General features: G+C 60.7%; 14 protein-coding genes. 11 read left to right on the top strand and 3 right to left on the bottom strand.

What is annotated here, in order from left to right; translation table 11 throughout:
* The first annotated feature begins 160 nt into the window (after nt 1–160).
* Nucleotides 161–1,210, top strand: coding sequence for an oxidoreductase (locus DOM27_RS15755; protein WP_110657370.1), 1,050 nt, complete (start codon nt 161–163; stop codon nt 1,208–1,210).
* 161 nt (nt 1,211–1,371) lie between these two features.
* Here DOM27_RS15755 and DOM27_RS15765 read toward each other — a convergent pair whose 3' ends face one another.
* Complete coding sequence (locus DOM27_RS15765; RefSeq protein ID WP_110657372.1) at nt 1,372–2,412, bottom strand: 2-keto-3-deoxygluconate permease; 1,041 nt, start codon at nt 2,410–2,412, stop codon at nt 1,372–1,374.
* A gap of 106 nt (nt 2,413–2,518) precedes the next feature.
* Complete coding sequence (locus DOM27_RS15770) at nt 2,519–4,084, bottom strand: UxaA family hydrolase (RefSeq protein WP_110657374.1); 1,566 nt, start codon at nt 4,082–4,084, stop codon at nt 2,519–2,521.
* 232 nt (nt 4,085–4,316) lie between these two features.
* Between DOM27_RS15770 and DOM27_RS15775 the strand changes: the two genes are divergently transcribed.
* Nucleotides 4,317–5,240, top strand: a complete 924-nt coding sequence (locus tag DOM27_RS15775; RefSeq protein WP_110657376.1) for a LysR family transcriptional regulator — start codon at nt 4,317–4,319, stop codon at nt 5,238–5,240.
* A gap of 210 nt (nt 5,241–5,450) precedes the next feature.
* Nucleotides 5,451–5,816 carry a hypothetical protein gene (locus DOM27_RS15780; RefSeq protein ID WP_110657378.1) on the top strand — a complete coding sequence of 122 codons (366 nt, stop codon included), beginning with the start codon at nt 5,451–5,453 and terminating at the stop codon, nt 5,814–5,816.
* A gap of 155 nt (nt 5,817–5,971) precedes the next feature.
* Here the strand turns inward: DOM27_RS15780 and nudE are convergent, their stop codons facing one another.
* The gene (gene nudE / locus DOM27_RS15785; protein ID WP_188113736.1) at nt 5,972–6,565 is read right to left on the bottom strand and encodes an ADP compounds hydrolase NudE; all 594 of its coding nucleotides are present in this window, start codon (nt 6,563–6,565) and stop codon (nt 5,972–5,974) included.
* 155 nt (nt 6,566–6,720) lie between these two features.
* Here nudE and DOM27_RS15790 point away from each other — a divergent pair, with 155 nt between their 5' ends.
* From DOM27_RS15790 to rsd, 8 genes are all read left to right on the top strand, one after another.
* The gene (locus DOM27_RS15790; protein ID WP_110657382.1) at nt 6,721–7,380 is read left to right on the top strand and encodes an HAD-IA family hydrolase; all 660 of its coding nucleotides are present in this window, start codon (nt 6,721–6,723) and stop codon (nt 7,378–7,380) included.
* 58 nt (nt 7,381–7,438) lie between these two features.
* On the top strand, nt 7,439–7,831 hold the full coding sequence (locus DOM27_RS15795; protein WP_110657384.1) for an RNA-binding S4 domain-containing protein: 393 nt from the start codon (nt 7,439–7,441) through the stop codon (nt 7,829–7,831).
* A gap of 124 nt (nt 7,832–7,955) precedes the next feature.
* Nucleotides 7,956–8,828 carry an Hsp33 family molecular chaperone HslO gene (gene hslO / locus DOM27_RS15800; protein ID WP_110657386.1) on the top strand — a complete coding sequence of 291 codons (873 nt, stop codon included), beginning with the start codon at nt 7,956–7,958 and terminating at the stop codon, nt 8,826–8,828.
* A gap of 226 nt (nt 8,829–9,054) precedes the next feature.
* Nucleotides 9,055–10,638, top strand: coding sequence for a phosphoenolpyruvate carboxykinase (locus DOM27_RS15805; protein ID WP_110657388.1), 1,584 nt, complete (start codon nt 9,055–9,057; stop codon nt 10,636–10,638).
* Nucleotides 10,639–10,873: 235 nt separating this feature from the next.
* A complete protein-coding gene (locus DOM27_RS15810) occupies nt 10,874–13,267 on the top strand; it encodes a Tex family protein (protein ID WP_110657390.1) in 2,394 nt (797 codons plus the stop codon).
* 208 nt (nt 13,268–13,475) lie between these two features.
* A complete protein-coding gene (gshA, locus tag DOM27_RS15815) occupies nt 13,476–15,053 on the top strand; it encodes a glutamate--cysteine ligase (protein WP_223162382.1) in 1,578 nt (525 codons plus the stop codon).
* 139 nt (nt 15,054–15,192) lie between these two features.
* Entirely contained in the window at nt 15,193–15,747 is a 555-nt protein-coding gene (locus DOM27_RS15820) for a disulfide bond formation protein B (RefSeq protein ID WP_110657392.1), read from the top strand.
* Nucleotides 15,748–15,813: 66 nt separating this feature from the next.
* Nucleotides 15,814–16,329 carry a sigma D regulator gene (rsd, locus tag DOM27_RS15825; RefSeq protein WP_110657394.1) on the top strand — a complete coding sequence of 172 codons (516 nt, stop codon included), beginning with the start codon at nt 15,814–15,816 and terminating at the stop codon, nt 16,327–16,329.
* The last annotated feature ends 92 nt before the right edge of the window (nt 16,330–16,421 follow it).

Below are 16,421 nucleotides of genomic sequence, written 5' to 3' on the forward strand. Positions count from 1 at the left end.
GCCTCGAGGGGGAGCGCTCGCGCTTCAGGCACCTGCCTCACCGTTATGGGGAGATCATTGCCCTTCAAGTTGCGATACCCTTGGATAATAGGTGCCTCGCGGTTTTGCCTGTAAAGCTGCCTGCGAAGCGATTGCGAATCTATTTCTAGGGGACCTCAGCATGAAGGGATCCATCCGTGTGGGGCTGGTTGGTTATGGCATGGCCAGCAAACGTTTCCACGCGCCTTTGATCACCGCTCAGGACGGGCTTTCTCTGGTCGCCGTGGCGAGTCGAGACGCCGACAAGGTTCATGCCGACTGGCCGAGCGTGCCGGTAGAGCCGACACCGCAGGCGCTACTTGCTCGTGACGACATCGATCTGGTCGTCATTCCCACGCCGAATGCGACTCACTATCCACTGGTCAGCGAAGCTTTGGCAGCGGGCAAGCATGTCGTGGTCGACAAGCCGTTCACCGTGACGGCGGACGAAGCGCGCAAGCTGTGCGATCAGGCGGTCGAGGCCAAGCGGTTATTGTCGGTATTTCACAATCGGCGCTGGGATGCGGATTTCCTGACCGTGCGCGATCTCATCGATAGTCAGTCGCTGGGTAAGATCGTGCATTTCGAATCGCATTTCGATCGATTTCGACCGGAGGTCGCCCAACGCTGGCGAGAGGAGCCCGCGCCGGGTGCCGGTGCCTGGTTCGATCTCGGCTCTCACCTGCTCGATCAGAGTCTGGTGCTGTTCGGTACACCGGAGTCGATATCGCTCGACCTGTCCTGCCAGCGTGAGGGCGCCAAGGTCGACGACTATTTTCATGCGGTATTGCGCTACGGGGAATCCCGAGTGATCCTGCATGGCGGCACGTTAGTGTCGACTCCGGGGGCACGTTTCACAGTCCACGGGACGCGAGCGAGCTACGTCAAGCACGGCCTCGACCCTCAGGAAGACATGCTCAAGCGTGGCGACCGGCAGCCTTCGCCACAATGGGGGGAGGATTGGCGCCACGGCTTGATGACGATCGGCCAAGTGCGCGAGGGTGGTCAGCCAGAACTGCACGAGATTCCAACCTTGCCGGGCGATTATCTGGCCTACTATGCCGGCGTCCGCGATGCCATCCAGGGCACAGCACCGCTCCCGGTGACCGCAGAAGCTGCGCTGGACGTCATGCGCATGCTCGAAGCCGGCATTCAGAGCGCCGAAACCGGACAGGTCGTCAGGCTGTCCTGATCTGGGCATCGATTCTACTTTCGAACACGAACACGAACACGAACACCAACACCAACACGAACACGAACACGTCGAGCCAGCAAATGCTGGCTCGATTCGTTTCGAGTCGTTATTTTTGGGCCTGTTTCCGGCCCGCTATTTCTGGCCAGATGATGGCGAGATCATTTCATGATCGAGTCAGGGCGTAGACCGGAAGCGTCGTCGATCTCGACGGCGTTTCCTTGGGGCTCGTCGGGTGAGCGTAATTCGCCGTTGCGTTTGAGCAGCCATGAGGCGATGGCCGGTGCCATTAGCGCCGAGACCAGCACGCAGGCGGCGACCTGAGTCGTGGCGACCCCAACGTAGGATTGCAGAGACGGATCGGCTGCGGCGGCAATCGCCGGCGTCGCAATGGAATTGCCGGCGGTGGTGCCTGCAGCGAAACCGATGCCGCTGCGTCGACCGCGTTTTAGTAGATACCGATAGCCGAGATAGACTAGCCCTCCGGTAAACGGCGCGACGATCAGTCCCAGTGCCAATCCCGTGAGTCCGCCGTGTACGACATCGGTAAGGTTGATCCCGGTGCCGAGCCCGAAAGAGAAAAATGGAATCACCATCTCGGGCACAGGACGCAGGACCTCGGTCCATTTCGGGTCGAGATTGCCCACCAGAATGCCCAGCAGCAGCGGAATGATCGCCGCCATGAATACTTCCAGCGGAATGTCGGCCAGACCCGATGCCCCGATCAGAATCAGGGTGAAGAACGGGCCATCATTGATCGCGCTGGCGATGTAGGCGCCGCGATCTCGCTGATCGCCATAACGGCCGGTGAATGCCAGCCAGATCCCGCCGTTGCTATTATCCATTGCGGCCAGCATGGCCAGAATCGAGATTCCGAACAGGCCGTGCATTCCGGTGGTCAAACCCAGCACCGCGATCAACACGCCGGGGATCAGGCTCTTGGTCAGAAGGATGACGCTGGCGGTGCCGACGATGGGCCCGGCGTTGCGGGGCGTGATCTGCATGCCGGTGGCGAAGATCACCAAGCCCATGAAGGCCATGGCGCCTTCCTTGAACAGCGCGGTCGTGAAACTACCGATTTCCAGGGCGGCGGGCGCCAATGTGCCGACGATCGAGCCGAGAATCAACGGCACGATCATCAAGCCGCCGGGGATGCGGTTGAGCGTATCGTAGATGGGGACGCGTGATGCGGGAATCGACATGCGATCTTCTCCATGCCAAGGCTAGGGGAGGCGCCGTCAGTGACGGCGCCTTGAAAGCGTTGAAGTCTGTGGAAGGATGACGCAAGAGTTCAGAAGGGGAGCGAACTCAGGTGATGACACCGATTTGCCAGGGTACGAATTCCTGTTGCCCGTAGCCGTGACATTCGCTGCGGCTGCGTTCGCCGGAAGCCAGGGTCAGAAAGCGTTGGAATATCTGTTCCCCGAGCTGTTCGAACTCGATGTCGCCATCGATCAGGGCGCCGCAATTGATATCCATGTCGTCCGACTGGTGTCGCCATAGGGCGCTGTTGGTCGAAAGCTTCATCGAGGGCACCGGAGCACAGCCAAATGCGCTGCCACGGCCGGTGGTGAAAGCAATCAGGTTGCAGCCGCTGGCGACCTGACCGGTGACCGAGACCGGATCGAATCCGGGAGAATCCATGAACGCCAGCCCCCGCTCTCGCATGGGTTCGGCATACTCGAGGACCTCGACCAGCGGCGTGGTGCCGGCTTTGGCCACGGCCCCCAGCGATTTCTCGAGGATCGTGGTCAATCCGCCGGCCTTGTTGCCGGCAGAGGGGTTGTTATCGAGCGAGGCACCGCGAACCCGACAGAACTCTTCCCACCAATGGATGCGCTCGATCAGCTTGTGGGCAACCGCAGGGCTGACTGCTCTTCGTGTCAGCAGGTGTTCGGCGCCGTAGACTTCCGGCGTCTCGGCGAGTACGGCGCTACCGCCGTGGGCGATGAGGCGATCGACGGCGGCGCCCAGGGCTGGATTGGCGGTGATGCCGGAGTAGCCGTCGGAGCCGCCGCATTGAAGCGCTACCCGAAGATGTTCTACCGAGCAGGGCGTGCGTTCGACATCATTGGCTTCTCTCAGCAGTTGCTTGATGTGATGAATGCCCTCGGCGATGGCTTTGGTGGTGCCGCCGATCTGCTGAATGGTAAACGGATGGAGCTTGGGCCCCGGTTTCAGGCCCTGGGATTCGATCAGCGCATCGATCTGGTTGGTCTCGCAGCCCAGTCCGACCACCAGCACGGCGGCGAAATTGACGTGGCGCGCGTAGCCGGCGAGCGTGCGACGCAACATCTCCAGCGCCTCGCCGTCCGCGGCCACTGCGCACCCCACGCCGTGAGTCAGTGCGACCACGCCATCCACGTTGGGGTAGGGCGCCATCGCTTCGGGGTGCACGTCGCGCCGGAAATGATCGGCGATGGCGTGAGCGACCGTGGCGGAGCAGTTGACCGAGGTGAGAATGCCAATGTAATTGCGGGTCGCGACTCTGCCATCCTCCCGCGGAATTCCCATGAACGTCGCGGCGGGGGAAATTCGCTTCACCGCGTTGACCTCGCTTCCGATGGCGTAGTCTTGTTCGTGGCCGGCGCCTTCCAGGTCGCCAATGCTGAGATTGTGGACGTGGACATGATCGCCGGCGGCGATGGGTCGAGTGGCACGACCGATGATCTGGCCGTAGCGGCGGATCATGTCTCCACTGTTCAGGGCCCGGATGGCAATTTTGTGAGCGGCCGGCACGGCGTCTGTCAGAATGACGCCTGGTGATACCTCGGTGCCTTTGGGTAGCGGCACACGTGCGATGACGACATCATCTCGCTCGTGCAGCCGGATGATCGAGGCTGGCGCCTCGGTGGTGTGTTCGATCAGCGCCATGGCTCGGCTCCTCGGGTTACGGTTGCCACTTTGGTCTATGCGACCTTTGGCGTAAATTCGTTTTTAATCAGTAATTTATTATGAGCTTGAAAGCTGGCAACACGGTATCCGTTTGGCGTACTGCCCACTACTGAGAGTTACTGATCGAGTGATAACGTGCGTGCATTCACCCAAAGTCTTAATGCAACTGAAGTCTTGATTCATCCCAAGCCGTAAATGAGGAACTTCTCCGATGCTCCCGACGCTGGAAACGTTGATGTCGCGCCTTCGCCTGCGCCAGCTGCGGCTATTGATGGCGCTCGACGAGTGCGGATCCATTCATAAGGCGGCCGAGCAGGTAGCGATTTCCCAACCCGGGGCGACGCGAGCGCTCAACGAGATCGAGTCGACGCTGGGAGCGGCGCTGTTCGTGCGTAGCGCACGCGGTCTGGAAACCAACGATCTGGGGCGTTGCGTTGTGCGTTATGCCCGACTGATCCAGACCGATGTGGCACACCTGCGTGAGGAGATGATCGGCATACAGCAGGGGTTTGGGGGGCATCTGGCGGTTGGTGGCACCATGGGCGCCATCGCAGCGATCGTCGAAGCGATCGTCAAGGTGCGCGCCGAACAGCCGTCGCTGTCTTTGCAAGTGATCGAGGACACCAGCGTAGGCCTTTTGCGCTTGCTTGATCAGGGCCGCATCGATGTCGCGCTATGCCGTTCCAACTTCGGTCGGCGGCCCGGCGACTATCACAGCCATGGCAACTTTCCCGAACCGCTGTGGGTGGTTGCCAATCCTCGCCATGCGTTGGCCGCCATCGAAGAACCGGATTTTACCACGCTGGCTCGGCAGACCTGGATCGTCTATCCCGTCAGTATGCCGCGAATGCTGGAGCAGGAGTTCGTGGCTGCCGGCCTTTCGCAGTCGGTGCAGTCGATCGAAATTTCATCGACCTATGCCATTCTGGCGATGTTGGAACGTGATGCAGGCGTGCTGGCCCTGTTGCCGGAAAGAATTGCTCGGGAACAGGTGGGCCGAGGGAGCGTGGCGCAGGTTAACTACCAGTTCCGCACGCCCAATCCCGCCTTCGAATTGCTGTGGCGGCGGGACAGGGAGCTGTCACCGGCGGCTCGTCGATTCATCGAATGCTATGACGCCAAGGGCGGAGCATAAATCGAAATTTGCCAAGTCACGGTTTTATGGCTAAGTTTTGTATAACTTGTTTCGGCAAGGCCGCGTAGTACGAGTGATACTGCAAACGGTAGTGCAAGCGACTGAAAATAGCAGGTCGACGGATTTTAGCCGAAAGATCGGTGCTAAAAGCTATCCCATGACTCGGTCGCTGGATCCGCACTACCTCTAGATGAATTACGGAGGATTCACATGAAAAAACTCAACGCCGCTATTTTTGCCGCACTGATCGCGTTGCCGACCGCTGGCGCCTTTGCGCAGGATCAGGCGCCGAGCGTCAGCCCGGAGACGGGTTCTTCCAACACGCAGTCCGGTGGTTCCGCGCCGACCAAAGCACAGGGTGCTACTTCTGCCGGTGAGAATGCTGGTTCCCTGCCTTCAGAGAACAGCCTGCCGGATACCGACAACGCGCAGACTGGCTCCTCCAATACCCAGCCGGGTAGTTTGAAAGCGGATGGGCCGACGGCTCAGGACAAGTCTGCTGCGCAGGGCAAGATGCAGGACGATATGGAAGGTAACCACGGCGTAGATTCCGCGCAGGATGTCGATCCCAACTAATGACGAGGTAGCACTCGCGTTAGTGCATTAGCTTACTGTCGACGATCGCCCCGCCTAGCGGGGCGATCGTCGTTGTGGAGATAGAACAAGGATGCGTCGGGATTAACGACGGTACGATATCGACGTTATCGAGTTGTTCACAGCGCCGTTCGATGTCACCACCAGCTCTCGGATTCGCGGTCGTTGCGCAGCTTTTCACGAGCAATGAACAAGGCGGCAATGGCACGGCCTTCGTGAAAGTCGTCGCGAGCCAGCAACCCGGTGATATCGTCGATGGCGTGTGTTTCGACGATCAAGGGCTCGGGTTCGTCGCCTTCGAGCTGCTTTTCGTACAGATCGCTTGCCAACATCACCTGAATGCGATGATTCATGTAGTTGGGTGCCAGTGACAGCTCGACCAACGGCTCGATCCGGTTGGCGCCAAAACCGCATTCTTCCATCAGCTCTCGATTGGCCGCCGTGATGATGTCTTCGCCCGGGTCGACCAGCCCCTTGGGCAGGGTCAAGGTATATTCATCGAAGCCTGCGGCATATTCGCGGATCAGCAGCACATGGTCCGGGTCCGGCATGGCCACCAGCATCACCGCCCCACGTCCTTTGCCCTTCAAACGCTCGAAAGTGCGCTCGGCGCCATTGGCGAAGCGTAGATCGAGTGATTCGATGGCAAACAGTTCGCTTTCGGCCACATTGCGCCGCTCGAGAATGGCAGGTTTGGTCAAGGGGGGCGGGGGAGAGTCTTTCGGCCTCATACGGCCTCCGTGCATCGGGCGGGTTGCTCTGGGTACAATAATAGACCCCCGCTCGTGTGGGAAATATCCATTCGATGGCGCTGACAAAGGCCCTTCGAAATGGACGGCGCGCCCGAGGGACTTATACACCCACTCATTTTCCGAGATGTCGCCCGATGATCGACTGGAACGCGATCGATACCGTTTTTCTGGATATGGACGGAACTCTGCTCGATCTCCATTTCGACAGCCATTTCTGGCTGGAGCATCTGCCGCGTCGCTACGTTGAGCTGCATCGGCTCGACGAGAAGCATCGCATGGCGCTGGAGGCACGAATTCTCGATGCCCGTGGAACGCTGGATTGGTACAGCCTGGCGCATTGGAGTCGTGAACTATCGGTGGATATCGTGGCGCTCAAGCGCGAGGTCGCGCACCTGATCGGATGGCGTGCCGATGCGCTGGCATTCATGGAATGGCTCGAAGCGGCGCCGGTCGAAGTCGTGCTCGCCACCAACGCCGATCGCGAGAGTCTCGGGCTCAAGCTCCCGCTGACCGGCCTGGACCGCTACGTCGACCGCATCGTGTCATCCGCGGATGTCGGGGTTCCCAAGGAGGAACCCGCCTTCTGGGAGGCGATGCAGACGCTGCATCCGTTCGATCCGGCCCGTAGTCTGTTCATCGATGACAATACCGACGTGCTGGAGTGCGCTCGGCGCTATGGCATGGGCCATTTGCTGGGTATTCTCAGGCCGGATAGTCAGAAGGCCGAGAGACCGCACCCGACGTTTACCGTCGTCGATCGTTTCGCCTCACTTTTGCCTGGCGCATCGAGTTGAAAACGGGTTGAAGCAGCGACTAGCGACCCCCATCTAGGCAGGTCGAGGTAATAGATCCATGAGTGAAACGGTACGTATCGATAAATGGCTATGGGCGGCGCGATTTTTCAAGACGCGTCAGCTGGCCAAGAAGGCGATCGAGGGCGGCAAGGTTCGTTACAATGGTGGCCGCGTCAAGACCAGCCGAAACGTCGAGATCGGGGCACTGATCGAAGTGCCGCAGGGTTGGGACAATGCGACCGTCGAGGTCGTCGCGTTGTCGGGACAACGTCGCGGTGCGCCGGAAGCCCAGCAGCTTTATGCCGAGACGCCGGAAAGCATCGACCGCCGCGAACGCGAAGCCCATCAGCGCAGGCTGGCCAATCAGATGATGCAGCCACCGATCAAGCGCCCCGACAAGCGCCAGCGTCGCGACATTCATCGCTTCCAGCGCCAGCCTACCGACGACTGAACGGCTGGTTTACGTAATCGCTCAGCGCCGCCACCTACCTGCCATCGCTGGTTCCGTATGGATGAGATGTGTCGATGACGCAACATCGTCACCTGCGGAGCCAGCGTCAGAAGAGATATGAGTCATGAACGACGAAATCCAACGCTTCCTATTCGATGACACCAATGTGCGTGGCGAAATCGTGCAACTGGAGACGGCCTATCGGGAAGTTCTCGAGCGTCAGGCGTATCCCGAGCCGATCCGCCAACAACTGGGAGAGCTGTTGAGCGCGGTCGCGTTGCTGACCGAAACCGTCAAGCTCGACGGTACCGTGAGTGTGGAGGTCCGGGGCAAGCAGGGCGTCGATGTGTTGATGGCCGAGTCCAGCCCGGGCGGACAGCTGCGTGCCATCGCGCGTTACGATGAGGAGCAGGTCTTCGCCGACAACGCCACGTTGCGCCAATTGGTCGGTGACGGTCAGATCGTGATCACGCTCGATCCTGCCGAAGGCAATCGCTACCAGGGTATCGTGGCGCTGGAGCACGACCAGCTCGCGGCGTGTCTGGAAGCGTACTTTGCCCAGTCGGAGCAGCTCGCCACTCGGCTCTGGCTGAGCGCCGACGGTCAACGCAGTGCCGGGCTGCTATTGCAGCAGCTGCCGGACGATCACTCGAACAAGGACCCGGATGCCTGGGATCGGGTCGTGCATCTGGCGGCGACGATCACCGATGACGAAATGCTGACGCTGCCGGCGCAGGACGTGCTGCATCGGCTGTTTCACGAAGAGACCACGCGTGTCTTCACGCCCAAGGCGCTGGCCTTCGGTTGTACCTGCTCGCGTGAGCGAATCGCCAACGCCTTGCATACCTTCGGCGCCGATGAGTTGCGCCAGATACTCGACGAGCAGAAAGCCATCGATACCCAGTGCCATTTTTGTCATACCCAGTACCATTTTAGTGCGGCGGAAATCGAGGCGATCATCGACTCGCCTCAGGCGCCATCGCCGACGCTGCACTAGGGCTTGCGCGGTGGATGGCTTTCCCTTTAATCAGACTTTGATCAAAGCCGAATTGACATCGAGCGTCCAGCGTTTGCGCGCTGGACGCTTTTTGCCATAATGGCGGTCCTTTTTCGCCCGTCAGGTGTCGATGTCACCGGTTCCGCTATAGCGGTGTCGTCGGGTGGCGGGTCTACAACGCTGTGAAACGACACGGAACAGAGGCCTTAGAGCCCAGGACTGGATAATGACCACCTCTCAAGCCACCGCCCCGGCTGCTGGCGAGTCCCGCCTCGCGAAAGCGCACACCAATTTGACCGCGGCCGAGCTGGTCGAATATGCCCTCGCGAGAGGAGAAGGCGTGTTGGCCGTCAACGGCGCGCTGGTGGTGGAGACGGGGGCGCGTACCGGGCGCTCCACGCTGGATCGCTTCATCGTCGAGGAGCCCTCGACGTCGGACCTGATCGATTGGGGACAGGTCAACCGGCCGATCGAACCGAACGTGTTCGATGCGCTGTGGGAGCGGGTGGAAGATTATCTGGTCGGTGGCGACACTTTCGTTTCCGAGCTGCATGTGGGCGCCGATCCGGAGTACTACCTGCCGATTCGCGTGATCACGGAGCAGGCCTGGCACAGCCTTTACGGGCGCAATCTTTTCGTGCGTCCCGATAATTGGAATCCGAAAGACAAGAGCGAATGGACGGTGTTGAGCGCTCCCAAGTTCGTCTGCGATCCGCAGCGTGACGGCACGCGCTCAGAGAGCACCGTGATGATCAATTTCGCGCGCCGCCGGGTACTGCTGGCCGGCATGCGCTACGCGGGCGAGATGAAGAAGGCGATGTTCTCGGTGCAGAATTTTCTGCTGCCGGAAAAGGATGTGCTACCGATGCACTGCAGTGCCAACGTTGGCGAAGACGGCGAGACCACGCTGTTTTTCGGGCTTTCCGGCACCGGCAAGACGACCCTGTCGGCGGACCCGGATCGTTACCTCATCGGCGATGACGAGCATGGTTGGGGGGAGGGCACTGTCTTCAACTTCGAGGGTGGGTGTTACGCCAAGACCATCGATCTATCGCGCAAGAATGAACCGATCATCTGGGATGCGATTCGTTTCGGTACCGTGCTGGAAAACGTGGTGCTGGAGAAAGACCGGGTGCCCGATTTTACCGATGATAGCCTGACCCAGAACGGTCGTGCCGGCTATCCGCTGGAGTTCGTCGAGAAGCGCATCGAGGAGAACCGCGCCGGAGAGCCGAGCGCGATCATCTTCCTTACCTGCGACATGAGCGGCGTGCTGCCCCCGGTATCGCTGCTTTCCAAGGAAGCGGCGGCCTATCATTTTCTCTCCGGCTATACAGCCAAGGTCGGCTCGACCGAAATGGGGTCTACCAGTGGCCTGGAAGCAACGTTCTCGACCTGCTTCGGCGCACCGTTCTTCCCCCGGCCGGCTCACGAATATGCCGAGCTGCTGATCAAGCGCATCGAGGCGTTCGAATCCCGCGTCTATCTGGTCAATACCGGCTGGAGCGGTGGTGCATACGGGAAGGGCGGCAGCCGTTTCAGTATCCCCACGACCCGTGCCATCATCCGCGCCATTCAGGAGGGCGATCTCAAGGGTATCGAGACGCGTCATATCGAGGGGCTCAACCTCGATGTCCCAGTCGCGGTCGAGGGTGTTGACGCCAAGCTGCTAGACCCGCGTGATGCCTGGGGCGATCAGGATGCCTATCGCGAACAGATGAATGCGCTGATTGCCAAATTTACCGGCAACTTCACCAAGTTCGACGATATCGATGCGGATATTCTGGCGGCAGGCCCGCAGACGCTCTAGGCCTTGGGTGAACGATTGAAAGGTCGGTGCAGAGAAGCCTCGGCTGAAAGGTTCGAGAGTGAAGCTCTACATGAAGGTCTTTGTCGAAATCCTGGCGCCGAATGTGGCGCACGCACGACGGGGATGGCCAATTGGCCATCCCCGTTTGCTTTCCGAGACTCCAGCGCCTTCGTAGTGTGAGCCGCTCGCAGCTCTGTGCTAACGTGGCGCGATCTTACCCATCGCGATGGTTTTCATGTCCAACACCCAAACCGCAATCATTGCGCTGATCGCCGACGAGCTCGGCGTTCGCGCCAATCAGATCGCTGCCGCTGTCGAGCTGCTGGATGGCGGCGCCACCGTTCCCTTCGTCGCCCGCTATCGCAAGGAAGTCACCGGCGGCCTGGACGATACTCAGTTGCGCACGCTGGAAGAGCGCCTGGGCTATCTGCGCGAGATGGAAGAGCGCCGCGAAGCCATCCTGCAGGCGATCGATGAACAGGGGCAGATGACGCCTGCGCTGCGCGCCGATCTCGAGAAGGCGACCACCAAGCAGCGTCTGGAAGATCTTTACCTGCCTTATCGCAAGAAGCGCCGGACCAAGGCGCAGATCGCCCGTGAAGCCGGGCTCGAACCGCTGGCGGATCACCTGCTGGTCGACCCGGGTCTCGATTCCGAGCGCGAGGCGGCGGGGTTCATCGACAGTGCCACCGGCGGGAGCCATGGCATCGAGGATGCCATGGCCGCGCTGGACGGGGCCAAACAGATTTTGATGGAACGCTTCAGTGAAGAGGCCGAGCTGGTCGGCCGCCTGCGCGAACGACTGTGGGAAGACGGGCAACTCCGTGCCCGGGTGGTCAAGGGCAAGGAGGCCGAAGGCGCCAAGTTCTCGGACTACTTTGAGCATGACGAAGGCCTATCCAAGACGCCGTCTCACCGGGCGCTGGCGATGTTTCGCGGGCGCAAGGAGGGCGTGCTGTCGCTTTCATTGGTGATGGCTGGCGAAGACGAGGCGCCGATTCACCCCGCCGAGGTGGCGATAGCGCGCCACGTGGGTATCGATCTCGGCGCCGAACAGCCGGCTTCTCGCTGGTTGAAAGAGGTGGTCCGCTGGAGCTGGCGAGTGAAGCTCTACACGCACCTGGAAACCGAGTTGATGGGACGATTGCGGGAGCGCGCCGAACAGGAGGCGATCGACGTCTTCGCCGCCAACCTCAAGGATCTATTGCTGGCGGCGCCGGCCGGGCCACGAACCACGCTGGGGCTCGATCCCGGCCAGCGTACGGGCTGCAAGGTTGCCGTGGTCGATGCCACCGGGCGGTTCCTGGAGCAGGCCGTCATCTACCCGCATGCGCCACAGAAGCGCTGGGACGAGTCGCTGGCCACGCTGGCCGCGTTGGTCGAGCGTCATGACATTTCGCTTGTCGCGATCGGCAACGGCACGGCCAGCCGTGAAACCGACAGACTTGCCGCCGAGCTGGTCCAGCGGGTCGCGCCACGCCAGATCGCCAAGGTGATGGTCAGTGAAGCTGGCGCCTCGGTCTACTCCGCTTCGGCACTGGCGGCCAAGGAGTTTCCCGATCTCGACGTCTCGATTCGCGGTGCGGTGTCGATCGCCCGGCGTCTTCAGGATCCGCAGGCCGAACTGGTCAAGATCGATCCCAAGTCGATCGGCGTGGGTCAGTACCAGCACGATGTTTCCCAGGTGAATCTATCCCGCAGTCTCGAAGCCGTGGTCGAAGACTGCGTCAACGCCGTGGGGGTCGATCTCAATACGGCCTCCAGCGCGCTGCTGACTCGAGTCTCCGGACTGAGTGCGATGCTGGCCGACAATATCGTGGCGCGGCGTGACCGCGAGGGGCCTTTTCGCACTCGCAAGGAGCTGCTGGACGTCGAACGGCTGGGCCCCAAGACCTTCGAGCAGTGCGCCGGTTTTCTGCGCATCATGGGTGGGGCGAATCCACTCGACGCCAGCGCCGTGCATCCGGAAGCCTACCCGTTGGTGGCACGTATCGCCGAACGCAACGGCCGCGAACTGCGCGGGCTGATCGGGGATAGCCGCTATCTCAAGTCGCTCAAGCCGTCGGACTATGTCGATGATGCGCTAGGCGTCGACAAGACATTCGGATTGCCGACCGTGATCGACATTCTGGCCGAGCTCGACAAGCCCGGGCGTGATCCGCGCCCCGAATTCAAGGCGGCGACGTTCCGCGAGGGCGTCGAGAAAATTGGCGATCTCGAACCCGACATGCTGCTGGAAGGTGTCGTGACCAACGTGACCCACTTCGGCGCCTTCGTCGATATCGGGGTACATCAGGATGGTCTTGTGCATATTTCTGCGCTGGCCGACAAGTTCGTCGACGATCCGCGGCAGGTGGTCAAGGCTGGCGACATCGTCAAGGTCAAGGTGATGGAGGTAGACGTGGCGCGTCAGCGGATCGGGTTGACGATGCGACTCGGCGACACGCCCGGCGAGAAGAAGGGGGCCGACGAGAAGAAAGGCGGCAGTGAGCGACGTGGCGGCGGCAAAGCGCGTCAGGGCGATGCGAGTCATGGCCATCAATCCTCGCGCCAGGGCGGCGACCGTCAGGCCGCGCAACCCTCGGGGGCGATGGCAGAGGCGCTTCGCAAGGCGCAGCGACGTACGTAAAAACAGGCACCGAGACGACACTCGCCGAGATCGTTAGCCTTGAAAGCGCTGGCGTCGACTCCATAATGGGGGTTTACCCGGGGCGGGTCCGGCGGAATGACTTTCGTCTGGGTCGTCGACGCACGGATACAACGGGGGAGCGCAGCTCTCCCCATGAGATAAGGTGTTGAGCGTGTCTGATCAACTCGCCAAGAATGTCGGCCATTTGATGGTGCCGGCCCAGAAGGGATTGCTTGGCCGTCTGCGGCGAGGCATCGAAAAGGAGGGGCTGCGTGTCGACCCGAAGGGCGCCATCGTGCAGACCGCTCATCCACATGCCCTGGGCTCCAAGCTGACTCACCCGCACATCACGACCGATTACTCCGAAGCGTTGCTCGAGTACATCACGCCGGTCTACTGTCGCCCCGGCGATGCGCTGTCGTTTCTCGGTGATCTGGTGCGTTTCACCTATCGCCAGCTCGACGGGAAGGACGAGTGGCTGTGGCCGGCCAGCATGCCGGCTCGCCTCGACGGCAACGACAGCATCCCCCTTGCCGATTACGGCACTTCCAACGTTGGCACCATGAAGCACGTCTACCGCAAGGGGCTCGATGCGCGTTACGGCCGGATCATGCAGTCGATCGCGGGAATTCACTACAACGTGTCGCTGCCGGATGACATCTGGCCACTGTTGCAGGAGCTGGAGGGGCGTCAGGATGAATCGCTGCAGGGCTATCGCTCGACACGCTATTTCGACCTGATTCGCAATTTCCGCCGCAATAGCTGGTTGCTGCTCTATCTGTTCGGGGCGTCTCCAGCACTGGATCGCAGTTTTCTGGGCAAGGACGGTGGCGACAATCGCTGCGACAAGCTCAAGCCGCTGGGCAAGGAGACGCTGTACGGGCCCTACGCGACCAGTCTGCGCATGTCCGATCTTGGCTATCAGAACAAGGTGCAGGAGCAGTTGAAGATATGCTTCAACTCGCTTTCCAACTACGTGGGCACCTTGCGCCATGCCATCTCCGCCGAGTGGCCCGATTATCGTCGCATCGGCGTCGAGGTCGACGGCGACTGGCGTCAGCTGAGTGCCAATATTCTCCAGATCGAAAACGAATACTATAGCGACATTCGGCCCAAGCGTGTGGCGCGCTCCGGCGAGACGCCGACGCAGGCCCTCGAGGCGCGCGGTGTCGAATATATCGAGGTGCGCTGCCTCGATCTGAATCCGTTTCTGCCGCTCGGCATCGATGAGCCGCAGATGCGCTTTTTGGATACGTTCCTGTTGTGGTGTCTGCTCTCCGAGAGCCCATGGATTCCGGATGAAGAGTGTGATCATCTCGATGACAATCGTCGGCTGGTGGTCGAGCAGGGGCGCGATCCGCATCTCGAATTACAGATCGGCGATAGGCGTGTGCCGCTGCGCACGCGCGGACACGAGATCATCGACGGCCTGCGTCAGGTCGCCGAGCTGCTCGATGTGATCGAAGGCGATGACCTCCATGTGGCTGCGATCGCGGCGATTGCCCCACGTCTGGATGACCCCGAGCTGACACCGTCTGCACAAATGCTGCGGGCGCTGGAGGCGCATGGCGGGGAATGGGCCGATCTGATAACCGACCTGGCCAAGACGCAGGGGCAGGAGTGGCGTTCGACGCCGATGGACGAGGCCCGTGCCGCGCTGTTTTCGCAGTTGGTCGAGACATCGCACCAGCAGCAGCATGACATCGAGGCCGAAGATCACCTCCCGTTCGCTCAGTTCATCGCCGACTATTTCCAGCGGGCAAGGGAACCTCGTTCCTCGGCGTGAGTCTGTGAACTCGTAAGTCAGTGAACTCATCACGTTTGGCGGCGGTCTTCAAAAGTCGGCTTCGAAATCACTCCTCGATACCGGCTGTTGCCGAAAAGACCATCGGCCTCAGGCTATTCGGCATTCATTGGGGTTGTTCATGAAAATCAAAGATTGGGTGGCGCGGGCCAGTACTCGCCAGTGGTGCGTACTGGGTCTGTTGATGTGCTGCTTCATGATGGCCGTCGCGCTCTTTCTTCAATACGGTCTCGGCCTGGAGCCCTGTCCGTTATGCATCTTTCAGCGTGTCGCCGTGATATCGGCGGGTATCGTCTTTCTGGTCGGTTCGATCCACGGTCCCGGACGCGGTGGCCGCATGGTCTATGCCGTGCTCTCGCTGCTCGCCGTGCTGGGTGGCATCATCGTCGCTGGCCGACATGTCTGGTTGCAGACCCTACCTCCGGATAGTGTGCCTAGCTGTGGGCCTGGCCTAGACTATATGATGGACATGCTCCCACTATGGGACGTGATGGCGCGCGTGCTGCATGGCTCCGGCGAGTGTGCAGTCGTGGAGGGAGTGTTCTGGGGAGTCACGTTGCCTCAATGGACGCTGCTGGGGTTCGTCGTCCTGAGCATCATTCCGGTGATGATGATCGTCTCCCGGTTGCGCTACAGTGGCAAGACGACGCACGAACCAATGGGACAGGCGTCCTGAACCGGCATCGAAGCATCAGACTTCACGAAGCTCCAGGCTTCACGAGGCATCAGGGAGAGGCTGATCATGTTGGAAGATTGCAAGACCGCGCAGGAGCGATGGGGTGGGGTGCATGCGCTGATCGATCGATGGCTGGAGCAGCGCTACGACATGCTGGTGACGCTGGTCGATCTTCGCGAATTCTGTGATACCGACCTGACGGCGGTTTCCAAGTCCCGGATCGATGCGTTCAGTGAAGCGCTGATGGACTACATTAGCGCCGGGCACTTCGAGATTTACCCCCAGCTTCGTGAAGAAGCCAAGGCCTTCGATGATCGAGAGGCTCTGGCGGTGGCCGACAAGCTGCTGGCGAGGGTCGATGCCTCGACCCAGCTGGTGCTCGATTTCGACGCCGAATATGCCACGCCGTCACGCTGCCAGCGTTACACCGATCGTCTTCCCGAGTGGCTCGAAAAGCTGGGTGCGACGATGACGGAGCGATTCGCTCTCGAGGATCAACTGATCAGCCGTCTGCATGCGGCACACGCACCAACCGACTCAGCACGCCACGGTGCGGACTGGCAGTCCGTTCGGGCCGATTGAACTGATTTTCTCGCCTGTCTTCGGCCGTCATCGACTCACTTCCGTTCTGCTGTTATCGATCCGTTCTTGAGCCTCGGTATTTACCGAGGCTT

The organism is Salinicola halimionae, assembly GCF_003206065.1.
GTDB lineage: Bacteria > Pseudomonadota > Gammaproteobacteria > Pseudomonadales > Halomonadaceae > Salinicola > Salinicola halimionae.

Bases quoted from the DNA above. Each gene is read 5' to 3' on its own strand.
- DOM27_RS15755 (WP_110657370.1), top strand. From the start codon at position 161: ATGAAGGGATCCATCCGTGTGGGGCTGGTTGGTTATGGCATGGCCAGC.
- DOM27_RS15795 (WP_110657384.1), top strand. From the start codon at position 7,439: ATGAGTGAAACGGTACGTATCGATAAATGGCTATGGGCGGCGCGATTT.
- DOM27_RS15820 (WP_110657392.1), top strand. From the start codon at position 15,193: ATGAAAATCAAAGATTGGGTGGCGCGGGCCAGTACTCGCCAGTGGTGC.
- hslO (WP_110657386.1), top strand. From the start codon at position 7,956: ATGAACGACGAAATCCAACGCTTCCTATTCGATGACACCAATGTGCGT.
- DOM27_RS15775 (WP_110657376.1), top strand. From the start codon at position 4,317: ATGCTCCCGACGCTGGAAACGTTGATGTCGCGCCTTCGCCTGCGCCAG.
- DOM27_RS15780 (WP_110657378.1), top strand. From the start codon at position 5,451: ATGAAAAAACTCAACGCCGCTATTTTTGCCGCACTGATCGCGTTGCCG.
- DOM27_RS15810 (WP_110657390.1), top strand. From the start codon at position 10,874: ATGTCCAACACCCAAACCGCAATCATTGCGCTGATCGCCGACGAGCTC.
- DOM27_RS15765 (WP_110657372.1), bottom strand. From the start codon at position 2,412: ATGTCGATTCCCGCATCACGCGTCCCCATCTACGATACGCTCAACCGC.
- DOM27_RS15805 (WP_110657388.1), top strand. From the start codon at position 9,055: ATGACCACCTCTCAAGCCACCGCCCCGGCTGCTGGCGAGTCCCGCCTC.
- nudE (WP_188113736.1), bottom strand. From the start codon at position 6,565: ATGAGGCCGAAAGACTCTCCCCCGCCCCCCTTGACCAAACCTGCCATT.
- gshA (WP_223162382.1), top strand. From the start codon at position 13,476: ATGGTGCCGGCCCAGAAGGGATTGCTTGGCCGTCTGCGGCGAGGCATC.
- rsd (WP_110657394.1), top strand. From the start codon at position 15,814: ATGTTGGAAGATTGCAAGACCGCGCAGGAGCGATGGGGTGGGGTGCAT.
- DOM27_RS15790 (WP_110657382.1), top strand. From the start codon at position 6,721: ATGATCGACTGGAACGCGATCGATACCGTTTTTCTGGATATGGACGGA.
- DOM27_RS15770 (WP_110657374.1), bottom strand. From the start codon at position 4,084: ATGGCGCTGATCGAACACACCACCGAGGCGCCAGCCTCGATCATCCGG.